At 39.5% G+C, this 26,158-nt stretch carries 26 protein-coding genes and 1 tRNA gene; 22 read left to right on the top strand and 5 right to left on the bottom strand.

Annotated elements, in window-relative coordinates; translation table 11 throughout:
• Positions 1–27: 27 nt before the first annotated feature.
• From JR334_08945 to JR334_08910, 8 genes are all read left to right on the top strand, one after another.
• Positions 28–687 carry a membrane protein insertase YidC gene (locus JR334_08945; protein ID QRN85090.1) on the top strand — a complete coding sequence of 220 codons (660 nt, stop codon included), beginning with the start codon at positions 28–30 and terminating at the stop codon, positions 685–687.
• The gene (locus JR334_08940; GenBank protein ID QRN85089.1) at positions 687–1,310 is read left to right on the top strand and encodes a protein jag; all 624 of its coding nucleotides are present in this window, start codon (positions 687–689) and stop codon (positions 1,308–1,310) included. The genes JR334_08945 and JR334_08940 overlap by 1 nt, the downstream gene beginning before the upstream one ends.
• Positions 1,311–1,357: 47 nt before the next feature.
• Positions 1,358–2,731 (top strand): tRNA uridine-5-carboxymethylaminomethyl(34) synthesis GTPase MnmE, encoded by a 1,374-nt coding sequence (gene mnmE / locus JR334_08935; GenBank protein ID QRN85088.1) that lies wholly within the window; start codon positions 1,358–1,360, stop codon positions 2,729–2,731.
• A gap of 8 nt (positions 2,732–2,739) precedes the next feature.
• Complete coding sequence (gene mnmG, locus JR334_08930) at positions 2,740–4,635, top strand: tRNA uridine-5-carboxymethylaminomethyl(34) synthesis enzyme MnmG (protein QRN85087.1); 1,896 nt, start codon at positions 2,740–2,742, stop codon at positions 4,633–4,635.
• Positions 4,619–5,323 carry a 16S rRNA (guanine(527)-N(7))-methyltransferase RsmG gene (gene rsmG, locus JR334_08925; protein QRN85086.1) on the top strand — a complete coding sequence of 235 codons (705 nt, stop codon included), beginning with the start codon at positions 4,619–4,621 and terminating at the stop codon, positions 5,321–5,323. Before mnmG ends, rsmG begins: the two co-directional genes overlap by 17 nt.
• Before the next feature lie 84 nt (positions 5,324–5,407).
• Positions 5,408–6,169 (top strand): ParA family protein, encoded by a 762-nt coding sequence (locus JR334_08920; GenBank protein QRN85085.1) that lies wholly within the window; start codon positions 5,408–5,410, stop codon positions 6,167–6,169.
• Positions 6,162–7,007, top strand: a complete 846-nt coding sequence (locus JR334_08915; protein ID QRN85084.1) for a ParB/RepB/Spo0J family partition protein — start codon at positions 6,162–6,164, stop codon at positions 7,005–7,007. The genes JR334_08920 and JR334_08915 overlap by 8 nt, the downstream gene beginning before the upstream one ends.
• A 41-nt stretch (positions 7,008–7,048) precedes the next feature.
• The gene (locus JR334_08910; GenBank protein ID QRN85083.1) at positions 7,049–7,558 is read left to right on the top strand and encodes a DUF2179 domain-containing protein; all 510 of its coding nucleotides are present in this window, start codon (positions 7,049–7,051) and stop codon (positions 7,556–7,558) included.
• A 54-nt stretch (positions 7,559–7,612) separates the two neighbouring features.
• Here JR334_08910 and JR334_08905 read toward each other — a convergent pair whose 3' ends face one another.
• Entirely contained in the window at positions 7,613–8,587 is a 975-nt protein-coding gene (locus JR334_08905; GenBank protein QRN86901.1) for a BMP family protein, read from the bottom strand.
• Between the two features lie 250 nt (positions 8,588–8,837).
• On the opposite strand from JR334_08905, the gene JR334_08900 reads away from it, so the two are divergent.
• From JR334_08900 to JR334_08880, 5 genes are all read left to right on the top strand, one after another.
• Positions 8,838–9,095 carry a cysteine-rich small domain-containing protein gene (locus tag JR334_08900; protein QRN85082.1) on the top strand — a complete coding sequence of 86 codons (258 nt, stop codon included), beginning with the start codon at positions 8,838–8,840 and terminating at the stop codon, positions 9,093–9,095.
• A gap of 270 nt (positions 9,096–9,365) precedes the next feature.
• A tRNA-Arg gene (locus JR334_08895) sits at positions 9,366–9,442 on the top strand.
• A gap of 65 nt (positions 9,443–9,507) precedes the next feature.
• Positions 9,508–9,957: a nucleoside deaminase gene (locus JR334_08890; GenBank protein QRN85081.1), complete on the top strand. Its 450-nt coding sequence runs from the start codon at positions 9,508–9,510 to the stop codon at positions 9,955–9,957.
• A 90-nt stretch (positions 9,958–10,047) separates the two neighbouring features.
• A complete protein-coding gene (gene dpaL, locus JR334_08885; GenBank protein ID QRN85080.1) occupies positions 10,048–11,283 on the top strand; it encodes a diaminopropionate ammonia-lyase in 1,236 nt (411 codons plus the stop codon).
• A gap of 45 nt (positions 11,284–11,328) precedes the next feature.
• On the top strand, positions 11,329–12,276 hold the full coding sequence (locus JR334_08880) for an NAD(P)-binding domain-containing protein (GenBank protein QRN85079.1): 948 nt from the start codon (positions 11,329–11,331) through the stop codon (positions 12,274–12,276).
• A gap of 290 nt (positions 12,277–12,566) precedes the next feature.
• Here the strand turns inward: JR334_08880 and JR334_08875 are convergent, their stop codons facing one another.
• Positions 12,567–13,244, bottom strand: coding sequence for a glucosaminidase domain-containing protein (locus JR334_08875; GenBank protein ID QRN85078.1), 678 nt, complete (start codon positions 13,242–13,244; stop codon positions 12,567–12,569).
• Positions 13,245–13,470: 226 nt separating this feature from the next.
• Positions 13,471–15,219, bottom strand: a complete 1,749-nt coding sequence (locus JR334_08870; GenBank protein QRN85077.1) for a hypothetical protein — start codon at positions 15,217–15,219, stop codon at positions 13,471–13,473.
• A gap of 76 nt (positions 15,220–15,295) precedes the next feature.
• On the opposite strand from JR334_08870, the gene JR334_08865 reads away from it, so the two are divergent.
• From JR334_08865 to JR334_08845, 5 genes are all read left to right on the top strand, one after another.
• The gene (locus JR334_08865; GenBank protein ID QRN85076.1) at positions 15,296–16,534 is read left to right on the top strand and encodes an MFS transporter; all 1,239 of its coding nucleotides are present in this window, start codon (positions 15,296–15,298) and stop codon (positions 16,532–16,534) included.
• The gene (fba, locus tag JR334_08860; GenBank protein ID QRN85075.1) at positions 16,512–17,441 is read left to right on the top strand and encodes a class II fructose-1,6-bisphosphate aldolase; all 930 of its coding nucleotides are present in this window, start codon (positions 16,512–16,514) and stop codon (positions 17,439–17,441) included. Before JR334_08865 ends, fba begins: the two co-directional genes overlap by 23 nt.
• Before the next feature lie 107 nt (positions 17,442–17,548).
• Positions 17,549–18,271 carry an HAD family hydrolase gene (locus JR334_08855; protein ID QRN85074.1) on the top strand — a complete coding sequence of 241 codons (723 nt, stop codon included), beginning with the start codon at positions 17,549–17,551 and terminating at the stop codon, positions 18,269–18,271.
• Positions 18,272–18,273: 2 nt separating this feature from the next.
• Entirely contained in the window at positions 18,274–18,969 is a 696-nt protein-coding gene (locus tag JR334_08850; GenBank protein ID QRN85073.1) for a 2,3-bisphosphoglycerate-dependent phosphoglycerate mutase, read from the top strand.
• Positions 18,962–19,483: an NUDIX hydrolase gene (locus JR334_08845; protein ID QRN85072.1), complete on the top strand. Its 522-nt coding sequence runs from the start codon at positions 18,962–18,964 to the stop codon at positions 19,481–19,483. The genes JR334_08850 and JR334_08845 overlap by 8 nt, the downstream gene beginning before the upstream one ends.
• 83 nt (positions 19,484–19,566) lie before the next feature.
• Here JR334_08845 and JR334_08840 read toward each other — a convergent pair whose 3' ends face one another.
• Both JR334_08840 and JR334_08835 read right to left on the bottom strand, forming a co-directional pair.
• A complete protein-coding gene (locus JR334_08840) occupies positions 19,567–21,204 on the bottom strand; it encodes a Na/Pi cotransporter family protein (GenBank protein ID QRN85071.1) in 1,638 nt (545 codons plus the stop codon).
• Positions 21,205–21,314: 110 nt separating this feature from the next.
• A complete protein-coding gene (locus JR334_08835) occupies positions 21,315–22,340 on the bottom strand; it encodes a hypothetical protein (protein ID QRN85070.1) in 1,026 nt (341 codons plus the stop codon).
• A 214-nt stretch (positions 22,341–22,554) separates the two neighbouring features.
• Here JR334_08835 and JR334_08830 point away from each other — a divergent pair, with 214 nt between their 5' ends.
• The 4 genes from JR334_08830 to JR334_08815 are packed head-to-tail and all read left to right on the top strand — an operon-like array spanning position 22,555 to position 26,157.
• Positions 22,555–23,565, top strand: coding sequence for a hypothetical protein (locus tag JR334_08830; protein QRN85069.1), 1,011 nt, complete (start codon positions 22,555–22,557; stop codon positions 23,563–23,565).
• Complete coding sequence (locus JR334_08825; protein ID QRN85068.1) at positions 23,562–24,761, top strand: CpaF family protein; 1,200 nt, start codon at positions 23,562–23,564, stop codon at positions 24,759–24,761. Before JR334_08830 ends, JR334_08825 begins: the two co-directional genes overlap by 4 nt.
• Entirely contained in the window at positions 24,758–25,462 is a 705-nt protein-coding gene (locus JR334_08820; GenBank protein QRN85067.1) for a type II secretion system F family protein, read from the top strand. The genes JR334_08825 and JR334_08820 overlap by 4 nt, the downstream gene beginning before the upstream one ends.
• The gene (locus JR334_08815; protein ID QRN85066.1) at positions 25,438–26,157 is read left to right on the top strand and encodes a type II secretion system F family protein; all 720 of its coding nucleotides are present in this window, start codon (positions 25,438–25,440) and stop codon (positions 26,155–26,157) included. Before JR334_08820 ends, JR334_08815 begins: the two co-directional genes overlap by 25 nt.
• Position 26,158: the final 1 nt, after the last annotated feature.

Raw genomic sequence — 26,158 nt, 5'->3', positions numbered from 1 at the left:
AGGTGAACTGCGTTTACGCAGTATAACATGACAAATTTCTTTTTAACGATAATAAAAGCCATATATGGTTTTACTGAAACAATTGGTATTCCCAACCATGGCTTAACCATTGTAATTATTTCAATTTTGATTAAGACCGTTTTATTTCCTTTAACTAGGATGCAAGCTAAATCAATGAAGGCTATGCAGGATTTACAGCCTAAGTTGGAGAAGCTTAAGAAGCAGTATGGTAAAGATAAGGAAAAACTAAATATTGAGACAGCTAATTTGTACAAGGAGAACAAAGTAAATCCGATGGCAAGTTGTTTACCGCTGTTGGTACAGTTCCCTATTATTATTGGACTATTTCAGGCAATGAGAGCTTATTTTGTGCCTGAATTGGGAGCGTCTTTCCTTTGGATACCAAACTTAGGAGAACCGGATTTGTGGATTCTACCTATCATGGCTGGTCTTTCTACCTTTGTACAACAAAAAGCAACCATGTCTGGACAAAACCAAACAGGTGCTGCTGCAAGTCAACAAAAGACGATGTTGTATATTATGCCATTGTTTATGGCGTGGATTAGTAGAACTTTTCCGGCTGGTTTGGCTTTGTATTGGTTCTGCTACAATGTAATTAGCACAATTGAGCAACTAGTTATTCATGGTAAAATAAAACTGAATCGTGGAGAGGAGACAGCCAGGTAATGGAAAGTAAAGTATTTACTGGCAAAACTGTAGAAGAAGCTGTCACCGAAGCATTGAATGAGTTCCGCGTATTACGAGAAGAAGTGGAAATAGAGGTATTGGCTGAACCTAAGAGTGGTATTTTTGGGATTTTGGGCAATAAGGATGCAGCGGTAAGAGTTACGAAAATCGAAAAGCCAAGTAAAAATGTAATCGCAATTGAGTTTTTGGAAAAAGTCTGCGAGCAAATGGGCGTCGTAGTGACGATCGAAGTTGATGAAAAAGGCGATTATACATACTTGAGCATGACAGGTGAGAATTTAGGCGTCTTAATTGGAAGACGAGGAGAAACGCTAGATGCCTTGCAGTATTTGCTTAATCTTGCTGTAAATAAGAAAACAGGAGAAAAACCTCACATCATATTGGATGTTGAGGGGTATCGAGCAAAACGAAGACAGACACTAGAGCGTTTAGCTCAGAATTTGGCTAAAAAAGCCAAAAGAACGCAACGGAGCATAGTATTGGAACCGATGAATCCTCAAGAGAGAAGAATCATCCATACTACCTTACAGGATCATCCTTATGTCTATACGGCGAGTGAGGGTGAGGAACCCTATAGAAAAGTAGTCATCATACTGAAGTAAGAATTAGCCCAGTAATCTAGATTACTGGGCTTTTTAAGGAGATAAACATGGAAACGACGGTTGCAGCAATTGCCACTAGTCCAGGGCAGAGTGGAATAGGAATCATCCGAATCAGTGGAAAAGATTCACTTTCGGTATTGGAAAGCCTGTTTGTGCCATTGGATTCAAAGCGGTGGAAGAATAAAAAACCATGGCAATTCTATTTAGGCCACATAATGAAAAATGATAAAAGCATAGATGAAGTATTGGTCGTTTTCATGAAATCGCCTAAAAGCTATACTGGTGAAGACGTTGTGGAAATACACAGTCATGGCGGGATGCTGGTACAACGTCAAATCTTGGAGATTCTTTTGGAAACAGGGGTAAGTGCAGCGGAGCCAGGAGAATTTACAAAACGTGCTTTTTTGAATGGAAGGTTGGATTTAGTCCAGGCGGAGTCTGTAATTGACATTATTGAAGCGAATAATGAACAGGGCTTAACAGCAGCTAATTCTCAGCTTCAAGGACGTCTTTCAAGGGGCATAGAAGAGCTTTCAGAAAGATTATTAAAACTAATAGCCTACTATGAAGCAGCACTAGACTTTCCTGATGATGAAATAGATGCTATTGCCGAGGACAAGGTAATACAAGAGGTTACGGAAGTTAAGCAACGAATTGGTAGTTTAATCGAAAGCTATAAACAAGGGAAGATGATGAAGGACGGTATAAATACGACCATCATCGGCAAGCCAAATGTGGGGAAATCAAGTCTATTAAATGTCCTGCTTCAGGAATCAAGGGCTATCGTAACCGATATACCTGGTACGACTAGAGATACCATTGAAGAGATACTCAATTTGGGTGGCATATCGCTTCGAATTACGGATACCGCTGGTATACATGAAACTGAAGATGTGGTAGAAAAAATTGGTGTAGAAAAATCGATAAAGGCTTTAGAGCAATCAGATTTAGTGCTTTTGGTACTAGATGTTCATGAGGGGATAGACGAGTTAGATAAAGTGCTTTTACAGCGTGTGGAAGAATTAGGGAAACCATATATAACGGTTTGGAATAAAGCAGATCTGCTTTCGAAGGAAAACATTCCCGAATGGTTACAAGAGATGCCGGAATCAGTAGCCATATCAGCTAAAAATGATGAAGGAATCGAAGAATTGGTTGAAACCATCAAGAGGCGCGTTTCCCTATCGGATACTAGTGTTAATAGTCAGCAGGTAATTACCAGAGCAAGACATTACGAATTGTTATTAAAAGCTGAAAAAGAACTGAAGAACTTTTTGGAAAGCTCAAATGCTCATATGCCGATGGATTTCTTGAGCATAGATCTCCGCTCAGCTCTTGAAAGTCTTGATGAGATCTTAGGCAAAAACACAGCAGAAGATATTTTTGATACAATATTTCAAGAATTCTGCTTAGGAAAGTAGGGTAAGGCATGACTTATATTAGCAATCAATATCAGAATATAATTATTGGAGGGGGACATGCAGGCTGCGAGGCTGCTTTAGCTAGCGCTAGAATGGGTGTCGAAACTCTGCTAATTACCTTGAATATAGATAATATTGCACTAATGCCCTGCAACCCATCAATTGGAGGCCCAGCTAAAGGACATCTGACAAGAGAAATTGATGCTCTAGGTGGAGAAATGGCTAAGGCAACTGATAAATCTTATATACAAGTTAGGATGCTAAATACTAGAAAGGGACCTGCGGTACAGGCATTAAGGGCTCAGGTAGACAAGCTTGAATACCAGAATCAGATGAGGCAGGCTCTTTTTTCACAGGACCATTTGGATATAAAACAAGAGATAGTAACGGAAATAGTCTATGATAAAAGTGGTGCAGTTTCTGGTGTGAAAACGGTGTACGATTCTTTTTATTCAGCTAAGACTATTGTAATAACGAGTGGAACCTACTTGAAAGGAAGAATCATCATTGGTGAATTGAAAACGATTGGTGGTCCACAAGGGCAACATAGTGCAGAAAGCCTAACCGATTCTTTGGAAAAAAGAGGCATTGAGATAGGCAGATTTAAGACGGGAACCCCGGCAAGGGTCGACAAACGAACTGTAAACATTGATAAAATGGAATTGCAACCTTCCGATGAAAAACAATGGAGTTTTTCTTTTGAAAATATAGTTAAGCAAAAACAGATGGTTCCTTGCTATTTAACCTACACCAATGAGCAAACGCATCAGATTATTAGAGATAATATCCATAGAGCCCCTTTATATTGCGGAATAATCGATAGTTTGGGACCAAGATATTGTCCTTCAATCGAGGATAAGATCATGCGTTTTCCTGACAAAAAAAGTCATCAGATTTTTATAGAGCCGGAAGGATATGATTCTTCGGAGCTTTACATACAAGGTTTATCAACGAGTTTACCCCTAGATGTTCAAGTAGAGATGATGCATACCATAACAGGGCTAGAAAACGCAGAGATAATCCGGCCGGCATATGCAATTGAATATGACTATGTGAATCCAACACAGCTGAAAGCCACACTAGAGTTAAAAGAAGTTCCAGGATTGTATTGTGCAGGTCAAATCAACGGTACTTCTGGTTACGAAGAGGCTGCTGCACAAGGGTTAATAGCTGGAATTAACGCTGCACTTAAAGTAAAAGGCCTTCCTGAGAAGATACTGCTCAGAAGCTCAAGCTATATTGGGGTTTTGATCGATGATTTGGTTACAAAGGGCACCAATGAACCTTATAGGATGTTCACGGCGCGCTCGGAATACAGATTGTTATTAAGACAGGATAACGCAGATCAGCGTCTAACGGCAATAGGGCATGAGCTAGGGCTTATATCTGAAGAGAGATTTGGTCGTTTTAAAATTAAATTGGCTGAAATTGAAGAAGAAACCAAACGTCTAGAGAATATTATTGTAGGACCCAAGGTGCCTGGAATCAATGAATACCTGATTTCTAAGGGCTCAACACCTATCACCCAGGGGTATGGTCTTAAGGAACTACTAAAGAGACCAGAACTTGGATATAATATTGTGGAACAATTTTATCCTAGTGATAGAGACTTATCTCAGGAGATAATTGAACAGGTGACCTTAGGCATTAAGTATGCAGGCTATATCCAAAAGCAAAAGGATCAGGTAGATCGTTTTGCAAAAATGGAGAAGAAACAGCTACCAGACGATATAGACTACGATAGTATTAGAGGACTAACTAGGGAAGCTGCTCAGAAGCTTAAAAAGATGCAACCAGCTTCGGTAGGGCAAGCTTCTAGAATATCTGGTATATCACCTGCTGATATTACCGTACTCCTAGTTCATTTAGAGAAGAGGAAGCGAAAAGATGGAGAATCTAAATAGCGTAATAGGAAAATATAATATACAAATAGACAGTGATCAACTCTCTCAACTTAGTGAGTATAACATTCGTTTCCAGAATATCAATAAGGTGATGAATCTATCTGCAATTAGAGAACCCAAGCAAATTGAGATTAAGCATTTTCTTGATTCACTAATAATAGCAAAGTATATTAATTTAAAAGAGGGTGAATCCTTGTTGGATCTAGGTACCGGAGGAGGATTCCCAGGTTTACCGATAAAGGTAATGTATCCCGAGGCAAAAGTGTACTTTTTAGATTCCGTTAGAAAAAAATTAGATTTCATACGGACTAGTTGTGAGGAAATGGGTATTAATAATGTCCAGTTTCTTCACATGCGAGCGGAGGATGCAGGGCAAGATGAAGATTTGCGCGAGAAAATGAATGTGGTCGTGGCGAGGGCAGTTGCCTATTTACCTGTACTAGTTGAGTATGCAGCCCCATTACTACAAGTTGGTGGATTATTGGTAGCAGCAAAAATGAATAGCATTGTTGAAATTGAAGAGTCAAGAAGAGCGATAAAGGAACTAGGAATGGTTCTAGAGGAGCAACATTTGTACACATTGCCAGAAGGCGAAGAAGAACGGCAGGTGTTGATTTTAAGAAAAGTAACGGAATCTCCAAAGAAATATCCTAGAAAGGCCGGAATTCCAAAAAAATCGCCCTTATAGGTTATAACTTTAAAACAAAAGCGGTTAGTTTCTATGCTATAATGAAATCAAGCAGAAATGCTTGATTTTTTTATGGAGGCGAAAATGGGAAGAATCATAGCTGTAACCAATCAAAAAGGTGGTGTAGCAAAGACTACTACTACCGTTAATCTCAGTGCATGTTTGGCTGGAATGGGAAAAAAAGTGCTAATGGTGGATTCTGATCCCCAGGGCAATGCTACGAGTGGAATAGGAATTCAAAAATATGACCTTTCGGAATGTTATTATGATATATTGATTAATGATGAAAGCATTGATTCTTTGATTAAAGAGACCCTGATACCGGGCTTAGATGTTGTTCCAGCGACATTACAATTGGCTGGTGCAGAGGTTGAGCTGGTTCAGAAGGAAAAACGTGAATATTTGGCTAAGATTGCATTGGATACGGTCAAACAACGGTATGATTATATCTTGATTGATTGTCCTCCATCGCTAGGTCTACTAACAATTAACGCATTGACAGCGGCAGATAGCTATATGATCCCAGTTCAGGCTGAGTATTATGCACTAGAAGGTTTGACTCTTTTGCTCAGGACCATAGAATCCATAAAGAAGTCTACAAATCAGCGATTAAAACTAGAAGGGGTACTCTTGACTATGTATGATAAGAGAACAAATTTATCAAATCAAGTTGAGGATGAAGTAAAAGCCTTTTTTAAGGATAAACTTTACAAAACGAGAATACCAAAGAATATCAAATTGGCGGAAGCACCGAGCTTTGGTTTACCAATATGTATGTACGATAAAAATTCGAAGGGGTGCGAAGCGTACCTCTCACTGGCAAAGGAAGTGTTGAATCATGGTTAAGAAAGCATTAGGAAGAGGTTTGGGCGCTTTAATGCCTGCTGAGTCGGTTGAGTTCCAAGAGACAGAAGGACTTGTCAATATTGAAGTCGGCAAGATTAGAGCCAACGCACACCAACCTAGAAAAGAATTTTCCCAAGACTCCTTGAGGGAATTGGCTAATTCCATTAAGGAGAAGGGGCTCATTCAACCTGTTGTGGTCGTAAAGAAGGACGGGTATTATGAGTTGGTATCTGGAGAACGAAGAACTCGTGCTGCAAAGCTAGCAAATTTGAAGACGATTCCTGCTATTGTAAGGGATTATAACGAGCGAGATAAGGCTGAAATCGCCCTAATAGAGAATATCCAGAGAGAAGACCTAAACAAAATTGAAGAAGCATTAGCTTACAGAGCACTTATGAGTGAATTTGAGCTGACTCAAGAACAAATGTCTAAAAAAGTTGGTAAGAGTAGGGCGCATATCGCCAATACAGTTCGCCTATTGGACCTGTCACAAGCTGCGAAAGCCTATCTTCAGGCTGGAAAGATAACGCCTGGGCATGCAAGAGCATTACTCACGCTTGATCCTGTAGACCAACAGGAGATGTGCGAATTAATTGTAAAGAAGGATTTATCCGTACGAGCTGTTGAGAGGGAAATGAAGAAATGGAATAAAACGCAGACCCAAGGTGCGAAGATAGAAGAACTACCTGCGGAAATAAAATCATTTCAGGATCAACTGGAGGAAAAATTCTCGACCCGAGTTAAAGTCAGATATGCAAAAGACAAGGGTAGTATCCAAATAGAGTATTATTCCAAGGATGACCTCATGCGTATTTCGGATTTGTTGTTGGAACTGTAATGTTTCACGTGAAACATTGAAAATTGATTATAGGAGTGAATATGATTATTTATATTCTTATATTTACAGCCAAGATTGTTGAAATATCATTTATGACAATACGAACAGTCTTGATGACCAAAGGGGAGAAGCTTTATGCCTCAATTCTCGGAATGTTTGAAATATCCATTTGGATTTACCTGATGAGTACAATCCTAACAAATATTCAATCCGATCCTCTTCAAGCCGTCTCATATGCTCTAGGCTTTGCATGTGGTATTTACTTAGGGAGTACAATAGAAGAAAGAATCGGCGTGGGCCTAGTCACCATGCATGTCATAGCAGACATTAGAGATGGTATGCAGATAGCGAGTGGTTTACGAGCCCAAAATATTGCAGTAACGCATTTAAAGGGTGAAGGTAGAGATGCAGGGAAAAGCATACTCATGATACATATTAAAAGAAGAAAAAGAAAAGAAGCGGTTAAGTTGATAAAAGAGATATGTCCAGAGGCGATGATTAACATATATGATGTTAAAAACATCGCAGGTGGATATGGGTTAAAGAAATAGTAATATATATAATAAAAGAGGCATCCTAGGATGCCTCTTTTATTATTCAATCATCTAAAATTCAATATTACCAGCTGAAAGCTCTGCTTCAACTTCTGCCATACGATCTTTAACTTCTTGAGGAACAAAGTCTTCAAAATCATGATAACTTGAGAAGAATACAACACCTTCTTTTACACCTAGACGGTAGACTTCAGCTTTAAGATTTCCATCTATGAAAGTTTTATAAGCAAAATCGAATGCAATGGGTACTTCTTTCAAGACAGATACGACTACTGAATCCGGGGAAATATCAAATTGGTCTTGGTTTGCACCGATTGCATAAACACCACGTTCTTCACAAGCTTCGATAGATCCTAAACCTGCTTGGTTTGCAATCGCACCAACATAGTCAGCACCACTGTCAATAAAAGCAAGAGCAGTTTCCTTGGCAGCATTTACATCATCAAACGAGCCAGTCATGCTAGAGAGTACTTCAACATCAGGTGCAACATATTCAGCACCAGCTATAAATCCAGCAACAGCATTGGTTATTGGTGGGATTTCTTGACCACCAATGACTCCAATTGTACCAGTTTCAGTCATTAAAGCAGCAAAAGCACCCATTAAGAAGCCTTGTTGTTCATCGGCTACTTGTACACAAGCCAAATTGGGCTCAGTTGGAGCATTACCGTTGACTAGAATAAACATAGTATCTGGGAATTCAGCTGCTACAGCCACTGCAGCATCTGTAAACTGAGAACCGTGTCCAAAAATCATGTCATATCCGATTGAAGCGTAGCTGCGAAATACTTCTTCCATATCGGATTGGCCTACTGACTCAGTGTAGGAAACATCAGCCCCATAATTGTCTTCAATTAATTTCAGACCGCTATAAGCAGATGCATTCCATCCCATGTCGTTGATAGGACCAGGAAGCAACAAGGCTACGGATGGGACATCCATTGGTTCTTCGACTGGCTCTTCACCAGGTTCTTCGACAGGTTCTTCAGCGTCCCCACCACCGCAACCAACAACAGTAAACAACATAGCGAGCATCAATAATAGTGCAATACCTTTAAAAAGTTTTTTCATACATACCTCCCAATAGTTTAGATGTCTAACAACATACTTTAATAGTTCTAGTTATCTAAGAAAATTCCTTCTAAAAAGTAAGAATAATTCTATCATCAAAGTAATACGGACAGTAAAGCAGGCAAAAATTGATCCTTAGCTGTATCTGAGTGAAATATCTTGTACTTTTTGAGTATTTTTAAGATAATACTATAGAGGTGATAACATGGAACACTATAAATTTGTACAAAATCGAAACTGCGAATATTTTCCGTGCCATAAGGGAGTGCCAGAGGAGGACTTTAACTGTTTGTTCTGCTTTTGCCCATTATACATGCTTGGTGAAGACTGCGGTGGGAATTTCTATTATAATAAAAAGGATATTAAAGACTGCTCAAACTGTACAAAACCGCACAATAAAGAAAGTTATGAATATGTCATGAGTAAAATGGGCTTGGTTATCGATAGTGCTAAAAAGAAATGAGAATTTTGTAGTATGTGCTAGAAATAATTTGGACCTTTGTTTACAATTTTACCAAGAAGTATGTAGCCAATTGGATCAACAGCTGCATATATCAGCTATGTCCATGAAAAAAGCAAAGTAAAAAATACAAAAGGTAGATATACATAGCTAATTTAGTGAGCTAGATCTGTTAACTATTCTAAAGACAAGGAACAATATCATTCCAAAGTCTTGCATAAAGGTATGCTAGTCTTAGTAGATAGATTATGTTATAATAGCTCTCGTAGCATTGCGTCTATAGCTCAGGTGGATAGAGCAATGGTTTCCTAAACCATGTGTCGGGAGTTCGAGTCTCTCTAGGCGCACCAAGGCTTACGTCAGTAAGCCTTTTTATGTTTCCGTTATTTTGTTATGATTAGCGTAAGAGGTAGCTATGAAGCACATGGATTATATGAAAATCGCATTGCATGAGGCACAAATTGCTTTGCATGAAAATGAGGTACCGGTTGGTGCTGTCGTGGTGAAGCAGGGAGTAGTTCTTGCTAAAGCACATAATCGCAAAGAAGCATGGCAGGATCCCACGGCTCATGCAGAATTATTGGCCATACGCGAGGCATGCCGCGTTCTTGGTAACTGGCGTATGGATGGGTGTTCTTTATACGTAACCCTGGAACCATGTGCAATGTGTGCATCCGCTATCCTACAAGCACGAGTCTCTACCCTGGTTTATGGTGCTAGAGATAATGACCGAGGGGCCATTGAATCAAGAGGAAGAGCATTATTCGATAATGTATACAACCATCAGATAGAAGTTCTCAGTGGATTTGCAGAAGAGGAGTCCCAGAAGATACTAGAGACATTTTTTGCTAATATCAGAAAATAATTATTTCTGTATTTTTGCTATAGCAGCAAAAATCTGTAACATCTCATTAACAAATAGAGAGATGAAAAAGGAAACCTACAAGGAGGAATTATGCAAATTACCACAGGTCCAATCAAAGTGAAAACAATAAAAAACAACAAACCCAAAAATGTTGAGATACCTGCTGATTTTTCAGTTGAAGAAGTAGTAAAAGCCCGAGAGTTTCATATGAGTTTCGATAACTATGAGGCAACACCATTGGTGAGTTTAGAAAATCTTTCCAAGGCACTGGGTCTTAAGAGTATTTTGGTAAAAGACGAATCTTCAAGGTTTGGTTTGAACGCTTTTAAGGTTTTAGGAGGAACGTATGCCATAACTCAACTTATTTGCCAAAAACTAGGTGTTGATGTATCAGAGATTGACTTTGATTACATTAAATCAGAGGCAAAAAATGAAATCGGTGATGTTCCATTCGTAACAGCAACAGATGGTAATCATGGAAGAGGAATTTCTTGGGCAGCAAGCCAGCTAGGACAAAAAGCTATTGTCTACTTACCTAAAAATTCTGCTAAGAGAAGAGTGGAAGCGATTCGCGAAACGGGCGCTGAGGCAATCGTCACAGATTTGAACTATGACGATACAGTTTTGAAAGCACAGCAAAAGGCTGAAGAAATTGGTGGTTACCTTATTCAAGATACTGCATGGGAAGGTTACACAGATATTCCTCGCTGGATTATGCAAGGCTATACTACGATGGCAGCTGAAGTAGTGGATCAAATGGCCTTAAAAGGTATACGAAAACCTACTCATGTATTTCTGCAAGCAGGTGTAGGCGGAATGGCAGGTGCTATTGCTGGATACTTTGTTAATATTTATGGTAAAGAGAACGCGCCAAAGATTATCATCGTTGAACCGGATGAGGCTGCCTGCATTTTTGAATCAGCAAAGGCAAATGATGGTAAACCACATATAGTAGAGGGCGATTTAAAGACCATCATGGTAGGCCTGGCCTGCGGCGTTCCAAGTCCTATGGCATGGGAAATTCTTAGAGATTTCTCTGATTTATTTGTTACTTGTGACGATACGATTGCTGCTAGGGGTGTTAGGGTATTAGCAAATCCCCTAGGCAATGACCAGAAAATTGTATCTGGTGAATCAGGTGCTGTTGGGATTGGTTTATTATCCTTGATGATGAGGAATGAAGAGTTTGCCACAATTAGGGAAGAACTGGATTTAAATGAAAGTTCTGAAGTGCTGTTTTTCAATACGGAAGGTGACACGGATCCTGTGAATTATGGAGAAATTCTTTGGGATGGGAAATATCGTTTACCATCTGAGGAAAAATAGTTTCTGAAACATGTGGAAACAAGACGCAGACTTTCAGGAGGAAGCATGAAAAAGAAGCTACTGATTACGCAGAATATTCCAATATGTAATTATAAGAATTGGCAAGATGTATTCGAATTGGATATGCCTGAGATTAGTTATAGTCGTTCAGAGTACCTTGAGCGTGCTCAACAGGCTCACTATATTATTGCATGTCAGCAGACTGTGGACCGTGAGCTACTGAATATAGCTCATAACCTACAAGCAGTAAATTCATATGGTGTAGGTTTCGATAATATTGATGTAGCAGCCTGTCAGGAAAGAGGCGTTCTTGCAACCAATACTCCTAATTCGGTGACAGAATCAACAGCAGAGTTAGCAATGGGCTTACTGTTGGCCTTATGTCGTCGCATCCCAGAGATTGATGCGGGAATGCGGGCGGAAATAGTCGAATTTGGCGTTATGAAAAATCCAGGAACGACATTATATGGTAAAACCTTGGGCATCATTGGGTTGGGACGAATCGGAAAAGCTTTAGCGCGACGTGCCACAGCGATGGGCATGAAAGTGTATTACCATAATCGAAATAAATTGAGTCAAGCAGAAGAAGAGAAACATCAGGTCACATATTTACCCCTAGAAGATCTATTTACCAAAATGGATGTGGTAAGTTTGAATATGCCTCTTAGCAAAAGTAGTTATCATTTGGTTAATCAAAATGTCTTACGTTTAATGAAAAAGAGTGCATTCTTAATTAATACAGCTCGAGGAAAAGTTGTGGACGAAGAGGCATTGGTAAATGCTTTGGAGGACCAACAAATTGCGGGGGCTGCCTTAGATGTATTCGAACATGAACCCCATGTTCATCCAGGATTACTGAAAAGCCATAAAACGGTGCTTATGCCACACGCTGGTACAGATACCCTAGAAGTATGCCAAAAGATGTTCTGTGAGGGCATAGAGGGCTTTTTAGAAGTAGATAGGGGTAGCAGTCCCTCGAATTTAATAAAATAAACTGTATTATGATGTCAAATCTTAGTTTTTCCTCAAATGAGGAACTAGGATTTGGCATTTTTGTTTGTAACTTTTAGACCATAGATTTTCTTGAATAGATACAGGCTCTAAACCTTCTTATTCAATTATCAACTAGCATCAACAGAAAAATCCCCTTATGGTAAACAGTGCAACTTCTTACCTGCCTACTACAAGGGGATTATATCAGTCAATATTTACGTATGATATTGTGCATGAACTATGTCTATATTTTTATGTTATCTCGAGAATATTTCCACGTTTGTACTTAACTAGTGAAGAAAATATCCATTTTCAAGACGTTCCCAGATGGTCGAAATATTGTGTTTCCAGCTTGTATCAGCTGCATAAATAGGATTGATACCAGCTAAGGTGGCATCTACATAGTATTTGCCGTCTTCTTCTAGATAATTTGTCTTCAAGAAATCGGCTACGTATAGTACACAACTTTCTTTAGTATCGAAACCCTTAGCGGAGTTGGGACTATTGGTATATGCTGCAAAACCAAATAGGTTATTGCGGTTTCTAGCATAGGAGCTAGCACCCCAAGCACTTTCATGAATCGCAATTGAGGCTAGGGCTGCTGCATTAATATCGTAAAGGGATTCTGCTTCTTTAAATGCTTCACCTAAACCTTCCATACCTGTTCCTTCAAAGACTGCATCTAAATCTTTTGCACTCATGTTGGTCTGGCTGACTAAGCTCATATTCAAATATTCAATGTCCAGTTCAGAGGAAGTCTGGGGTAACCGAGGCTGTCGCACAGCAATGGGTTCCATAGTTATATTTAGATCTTCTGCATTAGCCCGTTTTAAGACAGGATTACTAACGGAAGAATTTCCTTCTGTGGTGGCGTAAGAATAATTGGATGAGAGCAAGACGGAGAGCAATACGATAGTCGCAACAATCAAGAAAAATTTCTTGTCGGCCACGTGTTGTTTTCTTCTCATTTCAATCTACCTTTCCTTATGTCCAGATTTACTACTAGTACGGTTTCCCTGTACCGAATGCAATCCTACCATATAAGGGGTAGTAGTGGAAAGGCGGGGATTCAAGGCTGAAATAAGCAGGCTTCGGGTGTGGTAGACTACTGTTGACATCAAAATAAGCGTTCTTATGATTACAGGCATATACTCCCTTATTCTCCCATTTTCTACAAAATTCAAAAAAAAAGAACTAGGCTATGCCTAGTTCTTTTAACATTTCACTCATCTTTTCTGGTAAAGCAACATTTTTGTTTGTGGCAAATTCATAGTTCTTTTCAAGTCCGGTAATGACAGCCGTAGCATTATTGAGAGTCAGTTCGATTACTGCATCAGGGTGTTTTCTTTTTGCCAGATTCCATAAAAGAATTGCTTTTTCTATGCCATCTCCGGTCCGGAAATTAGCTACTTCATCTGGCTGAGCCAATCTATTTTCACTATAAATGGAGTCCTCACCAAACTCTAGTAGAATTTGATAGGCTTCATCGATGGACTGCTCAGAGAACATCTCTATGCTTACTGGATTACGCTCCAATGCCGCCTTAAGGAATGGGTACCAGTAATCTCCCGTTACTTCTCTATATGCCATAAAGGCTAGTCCGGCAATTTCCGAGGTGTCTTTTAAGCTTCTTAGGTAGCTGATGATTTCTTCTCTTGAAGTGAGGTTGCGTAAAGTGAGATCCTCTTTTTGCGCTTTAAAGGTTTTTCCTTCATAAGAAGGAAGCATGGGCTCCGTTTTACAAAAATCAAGAAGGTCAGGTACAATCTCATGCGCTTTTTTACAGATTTGAGACAACTGATCTGTGATTATGCTTGGATTCTTTTCCAATTCCTTGATATGGATTTGGTTGTCTTTGAAGAATAATTCAATGGTTTTCAGGCTGACCCTACCTTCTAGTGGGTTGCTATAGAAATCATCTTCTTCAATAGAATCTAGTAATTTACTTTGGGTATTCGTACCCACTTGATAAGGACTTCTGTGTTCATAACGATAAACATCCTCCGCAGGTATATAGAGTGTTTTTCCAAAACGCTCCGTTTCAAATTGGAAACAGCACTGTCGATTATTGAATTCTCGCAAAAAGTTCGCAATGATTTCGTAGCTTACATCTGTAACCAAGAAATCTTTCAATTCATTTTGAAAGTTTTCAAAATCTTCTTGGGGTAGAGTAGCTTGATCATAAACACGGTGAATATAACCATTTGAGTTTGCAATAAACGTGATATGTTCATTAACCAAGGCACGCTTTGCTTTATGTGAAAGAACGGTTCCATTGAACCACATATTCTTAGTTACTAGTCTACGGTTATTCGTAAGTAGACCACCTTTAATTTCCACAAAATTTTGAGAATGCAGTGGGGTAGCAATCATATACATTTTCTCAGTAGGTACACCGGCCATGATAAATAATGCTGCATAATACAAGGTGGAAAAGGAGACACATTCTCCTGCGCCTTTCTTGTATCCAGGACGGCGGTAGAAATTCTCCATGGCCTCGGGTGTTTCAGTTTTCCAATAGGGTATGGTATCCGAATCATATTTTTCTAAACCAAAATGTTTGCGGATATCCATATCAAAATAGTACTTGTCTCCTTCATAGCCAAACAGAGCATTGCTTTTGGAGAGAGTGTCATCGTCCACAAACTGTTTGAAGCGTTCTTTCTCGATATCTTTTTTGGTAAGTCCCCATGTATCTAAGTCTAGATTAAAGTCATAATTATCCATAATATATTGCTTTACGCGTAAGACTTTTCGATAATCATTCAAACTATCCATTTTTGAAAACCAATCTGCTTGTTTCCATTTCCAGATGGTTGGGCTCATGATATTGGCAAGAACCAATGAGAACATTAGCTCTGGAAAAATAAAGATTTCCATATCGGATAGTGTCACAGCGGAAGAATATTTTTCAAGTGATTCCGCATCATAAATATTAAGCATATTTCCTCCTCAATTTGGTATTCCTATTTTTGGATTATATATTATGATTATATCAGAAGCAAACAAGGAGGTACTAATGGGTAATAGCAATAAAAAAAAACACCCGCTACTTCAGAAGGACTATATTCTTGCTGTTTTGTCTGGCGGTTTATTTATAACGATTAATTTTGCCCTGTTTACGCTTAGCCCACTATACATGTTGCATGTGGGGTACTCTGAATTTGCAGCCGGATTGCAAAATACACTATATGCCTTATTTTGTGTAGTTTTTCGCTTTTATTTTGCGCCTCTTGCTGATATCAAGGGCCGCAAAGCGATGATGCTATTAGGGACACTTAGCTTTGTCTTAGGAACAACCTTCTTCTATCTTTCTATGGGCTCGCTTCTTCTCATAATTTTGGCAAGACTTTCCATGGGTGTGGGGATGGCTTCTTTCCTGTCAGCCATGAGTTGTTATATTTCTGAGCTAGTTCCTAGCGAGAGCCGAGGTATGGCAATCGGAATACAGCGTGCATTGTATTCACTGGGCCTAATGCTAGGACCAGTTGGAGCCCTAGCCATTGTGAAGAGCCAATATGGTTATAAGGGGATGTTTTTAGCCTTGATTGGTGTATCGATTTGCATGAGCTTTTTGATTCTACTGCTTAGAGATACCTATAAACCATCAGAAACTAAAGTTAAATTGAAAAAAATTATTTATGAATACCAGGAATTACTGGAGAATCGTAATTTAGCCCGGATCTTTGGCCTTATACTGATGGTTTGTATTATATATGGTGCAATCCTGTCGTTTGTAGCTATCTACTTGTCTGGGTTTCCGGCAATATCAAATGTGGGCTTGTTCTTTACTTTCTTCTCAACTGGTGGTTTAATGGGTAATGTTGTAGGGGGTTTTAGTGCGAACCGATTTGCGCCTGCTAGAGCTGCCACAGTCTGTGCAGGATTGTTGGCATTGGCCACAGCACTTTTATATTTGATACCGCACCATCCAATGCTGATGCTAGTGCTATGCTCCTTGCTGGGCGGATTTGGATTTTCAGCGACTACAACAATCAGTATCAACTGGCTTATTGCGTCAGTGCCCGAGAAGACTAGAGGAACAGCTTTGGGCGTGCAAGAAAACGCTATGGATGGTGGTTTTGCCATCGGCAGTTTTGTCTTTGGCCTGTTGACTTTATTTGCCACACACCAGGTCATATTTCTAATTCTGGGGATTTCGGGAATCATATTACCCGTTTTGATGAACAGGAGCGGTCTTAGGCCGTCTTCCAGTAAAAAGGAGGAGAATGCAAATGCCACTAGTTACCACGACTGAAATGTTTAAGAAAGCCTATGAGGGCGGTTATGCTATCGGGGCTTTCAATGTCAACAACATGGAGATTATCCAAGGAATTACAGAAGCAGCTTATGAAGAAAAGGCACCCTTAATTCTTCAGGTTTCCGCAGGAGCAAGAAAATACGCGAATCACACTTATCTTACAAAGTTGGTTGAAGCAGCTTTGATTGAAACTGATTTGCCTATTGCATTGCACCTAGACCATGGGGATTCTTTTGAACTATGCAAATCTTGTATTGATGGTGGTTTTAGTTCAGTTATGATTGATGGATCCCACTTGTCCTTCAAGGAGAATATTGCACTAACGAAGAAAGTTGTCGAGTATGCACACGACAAGGGTGTAACGGTTGAAGGTGAACTCGGACAGTTATCTGGTATAGAAGATGATGTAAATGTATCTGCAGAAGATGCTAGTTATACAAGACCAGAAGAAGTTGAAGAATTTGTTTCTAGCACAGGGGTTGATTCTTTGGCAATTGCAATTGGTACGAGCCATGGTGCCTTTAAGTTTAAAGGTGAGCCCAAGTTACGATACGATATTCTAGAGGAAGTAAGCAGAAGATTGCCAAACTTCCCCATCGTTTTACATGGAGCATCTTCGGTTATTCCAGAATACGTAGAAATGATTAATGCTTATGGAGGGGACATGTCTGGTGCCAAGGGTGTGCCTGAAGATATGCTGCGCAAAGCAGCCAGCATGGCCGTTTGCAAGATTAATATCGACTCAGACTTAAGATTAGCAATGACAGGAACCATTCGCAAGGAAATGGCTGAGCACCCAGAAGTCTTTGATCCTAGAAAGTATTTAGGACCATCAAGGGAAGCCATTAAAGCGATGGTAAGACATAAAATTGTAAACGTATTGGGATGCAACAATAAAATATAGTCAAAAAGAGCACGGGTAACCGTGCTCTTTTTGTGCCTAGTTTTTCAAAAAGTCAATACTTTCATTTTTATTAGTCGAATGTTATCGTATACAGACAGGAGAAGATTATGATAAAAGGGATAATGTTAGACAAAGATGGAACTATTTTAGACATAGAGAAGACATGGATACCAGTAGCTCGTAAAGTTTGCCTGGCTTTAGCAAAAGATTATGCTCCAGATATAAATCAAGAGGAACTACTTCTAGCAATTGGTATTGAAGGTGAGATTGTGAATCCAGCAGGCTCGATGGCAATGGGCACGAACGCAGATATTGCAGGTGATTTGATTCGCGTAATGCACAACCATGGTGTAAAGATTGATCAAAATTCATTTTTTGCCAAATCTGAGCAATATTTTAATACTTTTTCCATGGATGTACAGATAATCCCCACAGTAGAAGATTTACCAAAATTGATTCAGAAATTAAAACAAAGAGGTTTATTTGTCGGGCTAGCGACAGCAGACACGATGTTGTCTGCTAGAAATTGTTTACAAAAATTGAACGTAATGGAGCTCTTTGATTATATAGGAGCAGATGATGGTATAATAAAGCCAAAGCCAAATCCCGAGATAATGGAGATGTTTTGTCAGCAATATGGAATAAAACCTTCTGAAGTAGCTATGGTAGGAGACACCATGACGGACATGGAGTTTGGACGCAACACAAAGGTTGGGGCTTTGATAGGGATTGAAAAGGAATCGAGTGATGTGGGCGAAACTGCAGATTTTGTGATTTCGTCTGTCGCTGAGTTGATAGATAAAGAAGAAAAACTGATTTGGGAGAGATAATAATGAAAGAAATCGTGCTCGTCTGCAGCGGCTCAACAGAAGAATCTAGTAAGAACAAATTAGTCGGTTGGCAGGATGTAAGACTTTCGAAAGCAGGCTTGGAAGAAGAGTACAATGCTGGCAGAATTCTTAAAAGGAATAATTATACTTTTGATCTGGCATTTACCTCCGTGTTGACGCGAGGCGTCCAGTCTTTATGGCAGATTCTTGATGCGATGGACTTACATTGGGTAAAAACGAATAAGAATTGGCGATTAAACGGAAGATACTATGGACAGCTCGAGGGGATGGACTACCAGCAAATTGCTGAGCGATATGGGGAAGAAAAACTGAAGCATTGGATGCATGATTATAAAGCGTTTGTTCCTATGGTGGAGCTCGACGATTTGCGGCATCCATCGAATGACCCCCGATATGGCGATCTTATCCCTGAGGAAATTCCACAAGGAGAAAATTTAGTAGAGACTTTTTCAAGGGTATTTCCACACTGGGATAACAAGATTAAGCCCATGATTGCTATCGACCGTAAAGTTTTGGTAGTAGGACACCATAATAGCATTCGTGCACTTATGACCATGATAGAAGATGCTCCCATAGAGGAAGTAATCGAACGTCCTATCATGCGAGGGATTCCCATGGTTTATACATTAGACGATGATTTGAATTATATTTCTAAATCGGAGTTACGCGATGAGTAATAAGGAATATCTTTATCAAGGCTGGTTGAAGATTTTTCGCAAACAGAGAAATGGCCGAAAATATGAGATCCTAGAATCGCCGAGTGCTGTTGCAGCGGTCTTGCTTGATGAAGAGGACCGAATATTACTAGTTAAACAATACAGACCAGCTGTGGAAAAAATGACTTGGGAGATCCCGGCCGGTTGCTTGGATAAACCTGCATTATCTCCAGTCGAGGTAATGGTGGAAGAAATCGAAGAAGAATGTGCACTCAACATCCAAAGTAGCGATTTACAACCACTGGTATCATACATACCTCAAATTGGTCATAACTATTCAACCATGCAAATATTTTCTGCCAAAGTACCAAGCGGACAACAGCTAGAACAGATGGTAGATGATGTAGATGTAGAAAAGACCCGTTGGTGGACGATGGAGGAGTTAAAGCTAGCGATAGAAGAAGGGGAAATACTTGATGTTAAGACCGTGCTAGCGTACTATTGTTACCAAAACAACACTGCATCTAACGATTAGAATTATTAAATAGACTTCTTTTTATTAAAATCCCCTACGGAATATTCCGTAGGGGATTTTAAGTTATCTACTATAATGTAAGGTTATTCATTGTGAGCGATTATGATACCAGCAATGTTACTGCAGTGGTCACCAATTCGCTCCATGTTGCTTAGTACATCTAGAAAAGCTACACCGGATTGAGGGAAGCATACTCCTTCATTAAGACGTTTGATATGTTTTTCACGAAGTGTTTTTTCTAAATTATCGATTGCGTTTTCGAGATACTCTACAGTATGGGCTGATTCTTCGTCGCTGTCAGCTAGGGCCTTTAGCGCAGCAAGAACACATTCATGTGTTATCTTATAGATTTCTTTCAATTCCTCTATGGCTAAATCACTAAATTTAAATTGACCATCTATATAGAGCAAGGCAGTTTGAGCAATATTTTCTGCATGGTCTCCGATTCTTTCGACATCATATGCCACGTGCAATAGCCCGGAATTCTCCTCTGAGAGACGCTCGCTAATATTTTGTTGAGCAATTTTCGTTAGATATACCGTGGTTTCTTTTTCCAGCTTATCAATAATAGGTTCCACTTCAAATACTTTGCGTAACTTTTTGGGCTTCTTGTCTACTAAACCTACAAAGGCATTCTTTAGATTTTTAGAAGCTAGGTTACCAATACTAACCAATTCTTTCCTGGCCAGTGACGATGCAATCTCTGGTGTATGCAAAACCCGTTCGTCCAAATAAATGGGATTTTTGTTTAGTTCTTTTTCTTCTTCCAAAACAGGAACAATCCGCAAGATTAGTTTGTTAAAAAAGCTTATCAATGGGAAAAAGAGAACGGTGTTGATAATATTGAAAGCGGTGTGAGCATTGGCCACCAACCGTGCTACGGTTACTTCTCCCCCAAAAGAATTCACAATCATGTCGGTCCCATTTATTACTAAGCTACTAAATGGTTTCAAAAGGATCATGAAAATCAAAGAACCCATCACATTGAACAGTACGTGAGCCAAAGCAGCACGCTTGGCATTGCGGCTTGTCCCAATAGAGGAAAGCACTGCGGTGATACATGTGCCAATATTAGTACCAAACAGTACGGGAATAGCTCCTTGAATATCGATCAAACCAGTACTAGCCATTGCAATCAAGATACCAGTGGCTGCACTAGAACTTTGTAGTACAAAGGTAACCGCCATCCCACTAAGCAAACCTAGAAATGGTCTGTCGGCAAAACTTGCCATAGTACCTGTGAATTGTACATTACTTCTAAGTGGTGTCATAGCGCCGCTCATAATGCTCATACCGTGCATTAAGATGCCGAAGCCTAAAATGATGGAGCCAATATATTTCACAGAAGATTTTGATGCTAGAAAGTTGAGAAGAAAACCAATAATAATAATTGGTAAAATAAAATTACTGATGTCAAATGCAATTAACTGTGAGGTTACCGTTGTACCAATGTTGGCACCCATAATTACAGCAATTGATTGTCGTAGAGTCATCAGGCCAGCATTTACAAAACCGACTACCATGACAGTGGTTGCACTGCTGGATTGAATTAGTGCTGTAACACCAGCACCTACCATTACCCCTAAAACTGGTTTACTTGTTAGACGTTCTAGGATGCTTTGCATCCGATCACCAGCAGCATTTTTGAGACCATTGCTCATCATCTGCATACCAAAAATAAAAAGGGCAAGTCCCCCAAATAATCCAATAATTGCTTCCATATAAGTACCACCTTTTTCTTATTAAATAAGCCATAAGAATTATAGCATTAAACGGACTACTTGAGAACCGAAAGATAGGTATCTTATAAAAGCTGCAGAATTGTTTTCTATTAGAAGAATAATTGGCGGCATACTTTTTTTTGCTCTTTACTCACAAACAACCAATTTGGTTGATAAGGAGAAGCGACAATAGTGCCATATTTACCTTTTATATTTCTTTGTATCGCTTTAAGGCTTTCTTCAGGGCAAAAGTTTAACCATAGAAAGGTATCCTGTGGAATATTCAGGTTTTGAAGATGTTGAATGCTCCAAGGGCTGCCTAATGAGGTGAGAATACGCATGCTGCTACGTTGAAATTCTTGGTAGCAGGAATCACTGACATGGGGAGAAAAAACACCTAGATCGAGCACAACATATTTGAAATTTTCGATATACTGGGTCCAATTTTGCGACCGCTCCAGGGGAAGAATGGCTAGATTAGGGCAATTGGGTAGATAGTATAATCCGGTAGCAGCATCGAAATATTCTTCAAGGAGAAAATATTCAAGTAAAACTGGATGCTTTTCATTCAATTCTACTAGGAGAACCTTGTCCCTCAAAAATAAAGAAAAAAGAAGAGCGGTCTTAGTAGTTCCTGTTCTTTCTTCAAGACCAGCAACAGAGATAAAACTTTTGGAAAAGGATATTGGATTTTTTAGATCTGGCTCAAAAATTTTTTTTTGTAAAAAGTCCATCGCATCTGCAGGATGAAGAATCATTTGTGGCAAGGAATCTTGCAAATGAACAAGTCCGTTAGTGTTTGCCTTATATGCAAAAGTATCGAAAATTTGTAGGATTGCAAATTCATTTCGGTGTTGCTCTAAAAAGACTATTTGAGGGCTTAAAAGAATGATTCTGAGGCTAGGCTGACTCAACCGCAGTCTCCTAAGCGTATCGATACAATGCTCTTTTGGTAGCAGAACAGTGTCTAATATCAATAAAGTAGAGTCGACTTTCCTGAGAATAGCGAACAGTTCATTTACATTCCTAGAGGATGATAAATGAGATTGTATCGATACAGGTGAGAAGTTTGTTCTTACTAAACAGTCTTGTACGATGGAAGAAATCTTTGGGTGTACTGCTACAATTGCTGGCATAAGACCTCCGAAAAAAAACATAAATTAAGCGCTAGGAGTTGTAGCGAGTGGATAGATGAAAGAAAAATTTAGCAGTTTCTTGACTCGCCAATATGTATATTAGACTATGGCCAGCCGTGCTCAGAGCGATTCATCATAATTTGATGTTCCTTATACGGAGGATTCTACACATTCTGCGAGTTATAATGAGCGCATAAAAAGGAAGGAATTGTGGATGCGTATTGGATTGAACTTGGAAAAAAATTACTGCGATTGCTTTATTCGGGAATTCTTAGCACGGACGAGTCTAGAGGTCACCTTCATTATGGCAGAAGATGAGGCATACACGTCTTGCGAGTTTTTTGTGACAGACCAAGTAGCTGATGATAAGACTCAGCCGGTAAATACAATTTTCTTGGTTGGACAAAAGCCGAAAGAGGACTTCGAGGTGTATAAGTTTCAAAGATTCTCTTTTGTGTATGCCCATATCATTCACTACATTCTTAAAAAACAGAAATTAGTTCTTGAAGAGAATATGAAAATTATTGGTGTGCTTTGTCCAGGATGCGAGGAGAAAAGAACGGGAATTTCCCTAGCCCTTTCTAGTTGTCTTGCAGAAAAATTCGATCATGTTGCCTATTTGACAACCGAGGGGATCGATGTGAATGACCGCTTATTGGATAGTCCGCAAGATGAGGGCTTTACGAAACTCTTCCTAAATATTAAAAAACAAGCGGCAATGACCTATTTTTCGTATCAGCACACCCACCATTTTTATTTTTTAGGCTCATCTAGAAGCCGCAAGGATAAACGCTCAATCAAAACAGAAGACTTTAAACAGATTTTACAATGCCTTCGGAATGAAAATGCTTTTGACTATGTGGTACTAGAATTGAGCCAGGAATTAAATGATTTAGAAATGTGGCTTCTTACTCGGGCCGATACTGTAGTTAGTGTGCAGTGCGCAAGTCTTTATGAGCGAATAAAGTGGGAAGAAAGCTTGAAGAGATTATTCAAGGAATACCCTTTACTAGAAGAAAAATGCGTGCATCTTCGCTTTGGAGACACTACAGTATCTAATTCAACAATTCCTGGAATGCCTAGCGAGGATGAATGTTTTCTTGTTGCTGAAGTTTTTGATTTTTTTCAGGAATCTAGCCTTGGTGTAGAATTTGATCCCGGTCGGAAATTGGTAGGGGAAATGGAGTCGTTTGTAGAGCATATGTTAGAAAGGATGATGTCATGAGTGATTTGTATTTGATAAAAAACCAGATACGTCAGAATGTGAATGAGAAAATTGCGCACTATCCTGATATCGAGGACGACCAATTGCAGGACGTGATAACGGAGGAGGTGCTCTCTTATGAACAGGCAGATATTCTAAGTTTTTCCCAAAAAGAAAAATTAATAGTCAGTATCTATAATTCCATGAGGAAACTAGATATCCTACAACCATTTCTAGAAGATGACAGCATTTCGGAGATTATGATTAATGGACCAGATTGCATATTTGTGGAGAAGGGCGGTCGGATGGAGCGCATCCATCAAAGCTTCGAAACTTCCGATACCTTACATAATATCATTCAGAATGTGGTTACCAAGGTTAATCGGTCAGTTAATGAAACGACACCAATTGTGGATGCCCGTTTGGAAGATGGTTCTCGAGTCGCGGTAGTTCTTCCACCCGTTGCCTTGCAAGGGCCCATTATGACCATAAGAAAATTTCCAGAAAATCCACTTACCATGGAACACCTTTTGCGAAGTGGAAGTATGACTCAAGAAGCTGCAGACTTTATGCAGATGCTTGTGACTAGTAAATACAATATATTTATCAGTGGAGGAACGAGCTCTGGAAAGACAACTTTTCTAAATATTCTTTCGAATTATATCCCCAGCGAAGAGCGTATTGTAACGATAGAAGATTCTGCAGAATTACAGATAAAAGGAAAGGAAAACATAATTCGCCTAGAAGCGAGAAGCGATGCGAGCGGTGGCTGTCCCATAGCGATACGAGACTTAATTAAAACAGCACTAAGGCTCAGGCCCGACCGAATTATTGTAGGTGAGGTGCGAGGCCGCGAGGCTTTAGATATGTTACAAGCGATGAATACGGGACACGATGGATCCTTATCTACTGGTCATGCTAATAACCCGAGAGATGCACTGAAACGTTTGGAAGTCATGGCAGTGGAATCTGGGGAAATCCCACTTGATTCTGCGAAACAGCAGATAGTAAGCGCCATAGACATTGTAGTTCAGCTTTCAAGAATGGGTGATGGCAAGCGTAGGGTGATGAATATTTCAGAACTGGCTGGCATTGAAAAAGGAGAATATGTCATGAATCATTTATTCTCATACAATCTTGAAAAAGGTGGCTTATTGCGAACGGGAGAGTTATTAAATACAAATAAGCTTAATCTTAGCAGGAGTTTAAATAAATGAAACTAAGATTGGTTTGTTTGGTGATCACATTTCTACTAGGACTGTTCCTATTTGATCTTTGGTTGGTGGGTCTTTTGATGGCTCCGTTGGGACTCTTTTTTGCTGGGAGAATTGAAAAGCATTTGCAGGAAAGCACAGAGAAAAAATATTTGGCTCAATATTTAGACTTTCTTACGGTATTCTCGATGACCACAAGTGTTGGACGGGGAGGCCTAGATGCATTTCAATACTGCCTGGATGAGCTAAGTATGATTCACCCTCTTGATGAGGGCTTTATGAAGGATCTCCAAGACGTAATTTCTAGGACCAACATGGATCAAGATATTTATCAAATATTTCGGGACCATACGTTTGCTATTGCTAGAGAAGAAATTGATGTATTTGTCCAAATGCTGTATCTAGCGAGTAAGAAGGGCGGCGATATGGACCGGGTTATTGCATACTGCTCATCGCTCCTAGAAGAACGTGTTCGCATGCAGAGAGATAAAGAAGTCTTATTGGCTAGGCAAAAATTTGAGTTAGATGTAATAATTGCTTTGCCATTTGTACTATTGGCGATTATGAAAAGCTCAAATCAGGATTATTTAACAACGTTAATCTCAAATCCAATGGGTTGGGTGGCGCTAATTGTTTCTGCGCTACTAATGGCTTTTTCATTATTCTTGGGGGTGCAGTTATGCAGTTTCAAAAGTCATGTTTGAACTGGGTCCGGACTAGCCGGTTTGGGCGATTTCACCAACAGGCAAAAATCAAACTGGGTCTTGAGTCGGACCAAGCCTCTTTTGAGGAGTATATTGAAAAAAAGATTCGCGTCCAGCTATTGATTGTATTGATTGGTTTTGGATTAGCCTTTTTGATTAAGGAAAAGAGTATTTTCCTGTTAATGGTAATGAGTTATTTCAATTTGAAGGAAGAACTTTCCTTATATAAGAGTGCTAAAAAGCTAACACGAGCATATCGTAGAGCGTTTCCAGTATATATAAGTAATTTAATTATTTTTTTGGAAGCAGGTTACTCCATGGAAATGGCACTGCGAAAATCAGCTGAGATTGGAGCAAACAATCCCCTTAAGGAATTATTCCGGAAAGCTTTTAAAGAAATAGACAATGGTGAACAACGAGATAAGGCGTTTCGGGATATGGTTGCGAAAGCCAAAGACTCCTATATATCAAAATTAATCTTTATGGCTGAGCAGGGAATGCGAATAGGTAAGCGACAAGTGATGCCTGGTTTAGAAGCATTGTCTTCAAAGTGTTGGCGGGAACAAATGGACTTAATTCGGGAGGATAGTGCGAAAGCGTCTTCCAAAATGGTATTTCCCATGATTATGATGTTTATTTCAATTGCGATTTTGGCGTTGGCACCCGGTATTATCACTCTAAGTTCAGCTTTTTGAA

The organism is Clostridia bacterium (genome assembly GCA_016887505.1).
Taxonomy (GTDB): domain Bacteria; phylum Bacillota; class TC1; order TC1; family UBA5767; genus UBA5767.
Note: the sequence above shows the minus strand (reverse complement) of the source record. Positions and strands in the feature narration are given on the sequence as shown.

Coding starts and splice junctions, on each gene's coding strand:
- JR334_08915 (QRN85084.1), top strand. CDS start 6,162: ATGGTTAAGAAAGCATTAGGAAGAGGTTTGGGCGCTTTAATGCCTGCT.
- rsmG (QRN85086.1), top strand. CDS start 4,619: ATGGAGAATCTAAATAGCGTAATAGGAAAATATAATATACAAATAGAC.
- JR334_08900 (QRN85082.1), top strand. CDS start 8,838: ATGGAACACTATAAATTTGTACAAAATCGAAACTGCGAATATTTTCCG.
- fba (QRN85075.1), top strand. CDS start 16,512: ATGCCACTAGTTACCACGACTGAAATGTTTAAGAAAGCCTATGAGGGC.
- JR334_08890 (QRN85081.1), top strand. CDS start 9,508: ATGAAGCACATGGATTATATGAAAATCGCATTGCATGAGGCACAAATT.
- JR334_08850 (QRN85073.1), top strand. CDS start 18,274: ATGAAAGAAATCGTGCTCGTCTGCAGCGGCTCAACAGAAGAATCTAGT.
- JR334_08865 (QRN85076.1), top strand. CDS start 15,296: ATGGGTAATAGCAATAAAAAAAAACACCCGCTACTTCAGAAGGACTAT.
- JR334_08945 (QRN85090.1), top strand. CDS start 28: ATGACAAATTTCTTTTTAACGATAATAAAAGCCATATATGGTTTTACT.
- JR334_08920 (QRN85085.1), top strand. CDS start 5,408: ATGGGAAGAATCATAGCTGTAACCAATCAAAAAGGTGGTGTAGCAAAG.
- JR334_08855 (QRN85074.1), top strand. CDS start 17,549: ATGATAAAAGGGATAATGTTAGACAAAGATGGAACTATTTTAGACATA.
- JR334_08840 (QRN85071.1), bottom strand. CDS start 21,204: ATGGAAGCAATTATTGGATTATTTGGGGGACTTGCCCTTTTTATTTTT.
- JR334_08830 (QRN85069.1), top strand. CDS start 22,555: ATGCGTATTGGATTGAACTTGGAAAAAAATTACTGCGATTGCTTTATT.
- JR334_08835 (QRN85070.1), bottom strand. CDS start 22,340: ATGCCAGCAATTGTAGCAGTACACCCAAAGATTTCTTCCATCGTACAA.
- JR334_08905 (QRN86901.1), bottom strand. CDS start 8,587: ATGTTGTTTACTGTTGTTGGTTGCGGTGGTGGGGACGCTGAAGAACCT.
- JR334_08825 (QRN85068.1), top strand. CDS start 23,562: ATGAGTGATTTGTATTTGATAAAAAACCAGATACGTCAGAATGTGAAT.
- JR334_08820 (QRN85067.1), top strand. CDS start 24,758: ATGAAACTAAGATTGGTTTGTTTGGTGATCACATTTCTACTAGGACTG.
- JR334_08880 (QRN85079.1), top strand. CDS start 11,329: ATGAAAAAGAAGCTACTGATTACGCAGAATATTCCAATATGTAATTAT.
- mnmE (QRN85088.1), top strand. CDS start 1,358: ATGGAAACGACGGTTGCAGCAATTGCCACTAGTCCAGGGCAGAGTGGA.
- JR334_08870 (QRN85077.1), bottom strand. CDS start 15,219: ATGCTTAATATTTATGATGCGGAATCACTTGAAAAATATTCTTCCGCT.
- JR334_08910 (QRN85083.1), top strand. CDS start 7,049: ATGATTATTTATATTCTTATATTTACAGCCAAGATTGTTGAAATATCA.
- JR334_08845 (QRN85072.1), top strand. CDS start 18,962: ATGAGTAATAAGGAATATCTTTATCAAGGCTGGTTGAAGATTTTTCGC.
- JR334_08815 (QRN85066.1), top strand. CDS start 25,438: ATGCAGTTTCAAAAGTCATGTTTGAACTGGGTCCGGACTAGCCGGTTT.
- dpaL (QRN85080.1), top strand. CDS start 10,048: ATGCAAATTACCACAGGTCCAATCAAAGTGAAAACAATAAAAAACAAC.
- JR334_08875 (QRN85078.1), bottom strand. CDS start 13,244: ATGAGAAGAAAACAACACGTGGCCGACAAGAAATTTTTCTTGATTGTT.
- mnmG (QRN85087.1), top strand. CDS start 2,740: ATGACTTATATTAGCAATCAATATCAGAATATAATTATTGGAGGGGGA.
- JR334_08940 (QRN85089.1), top strand. CDS start 687: ATGGAAAGTAAAGTATTTACTGGCAAAACTGTAGAAGAAGCTGTCACC.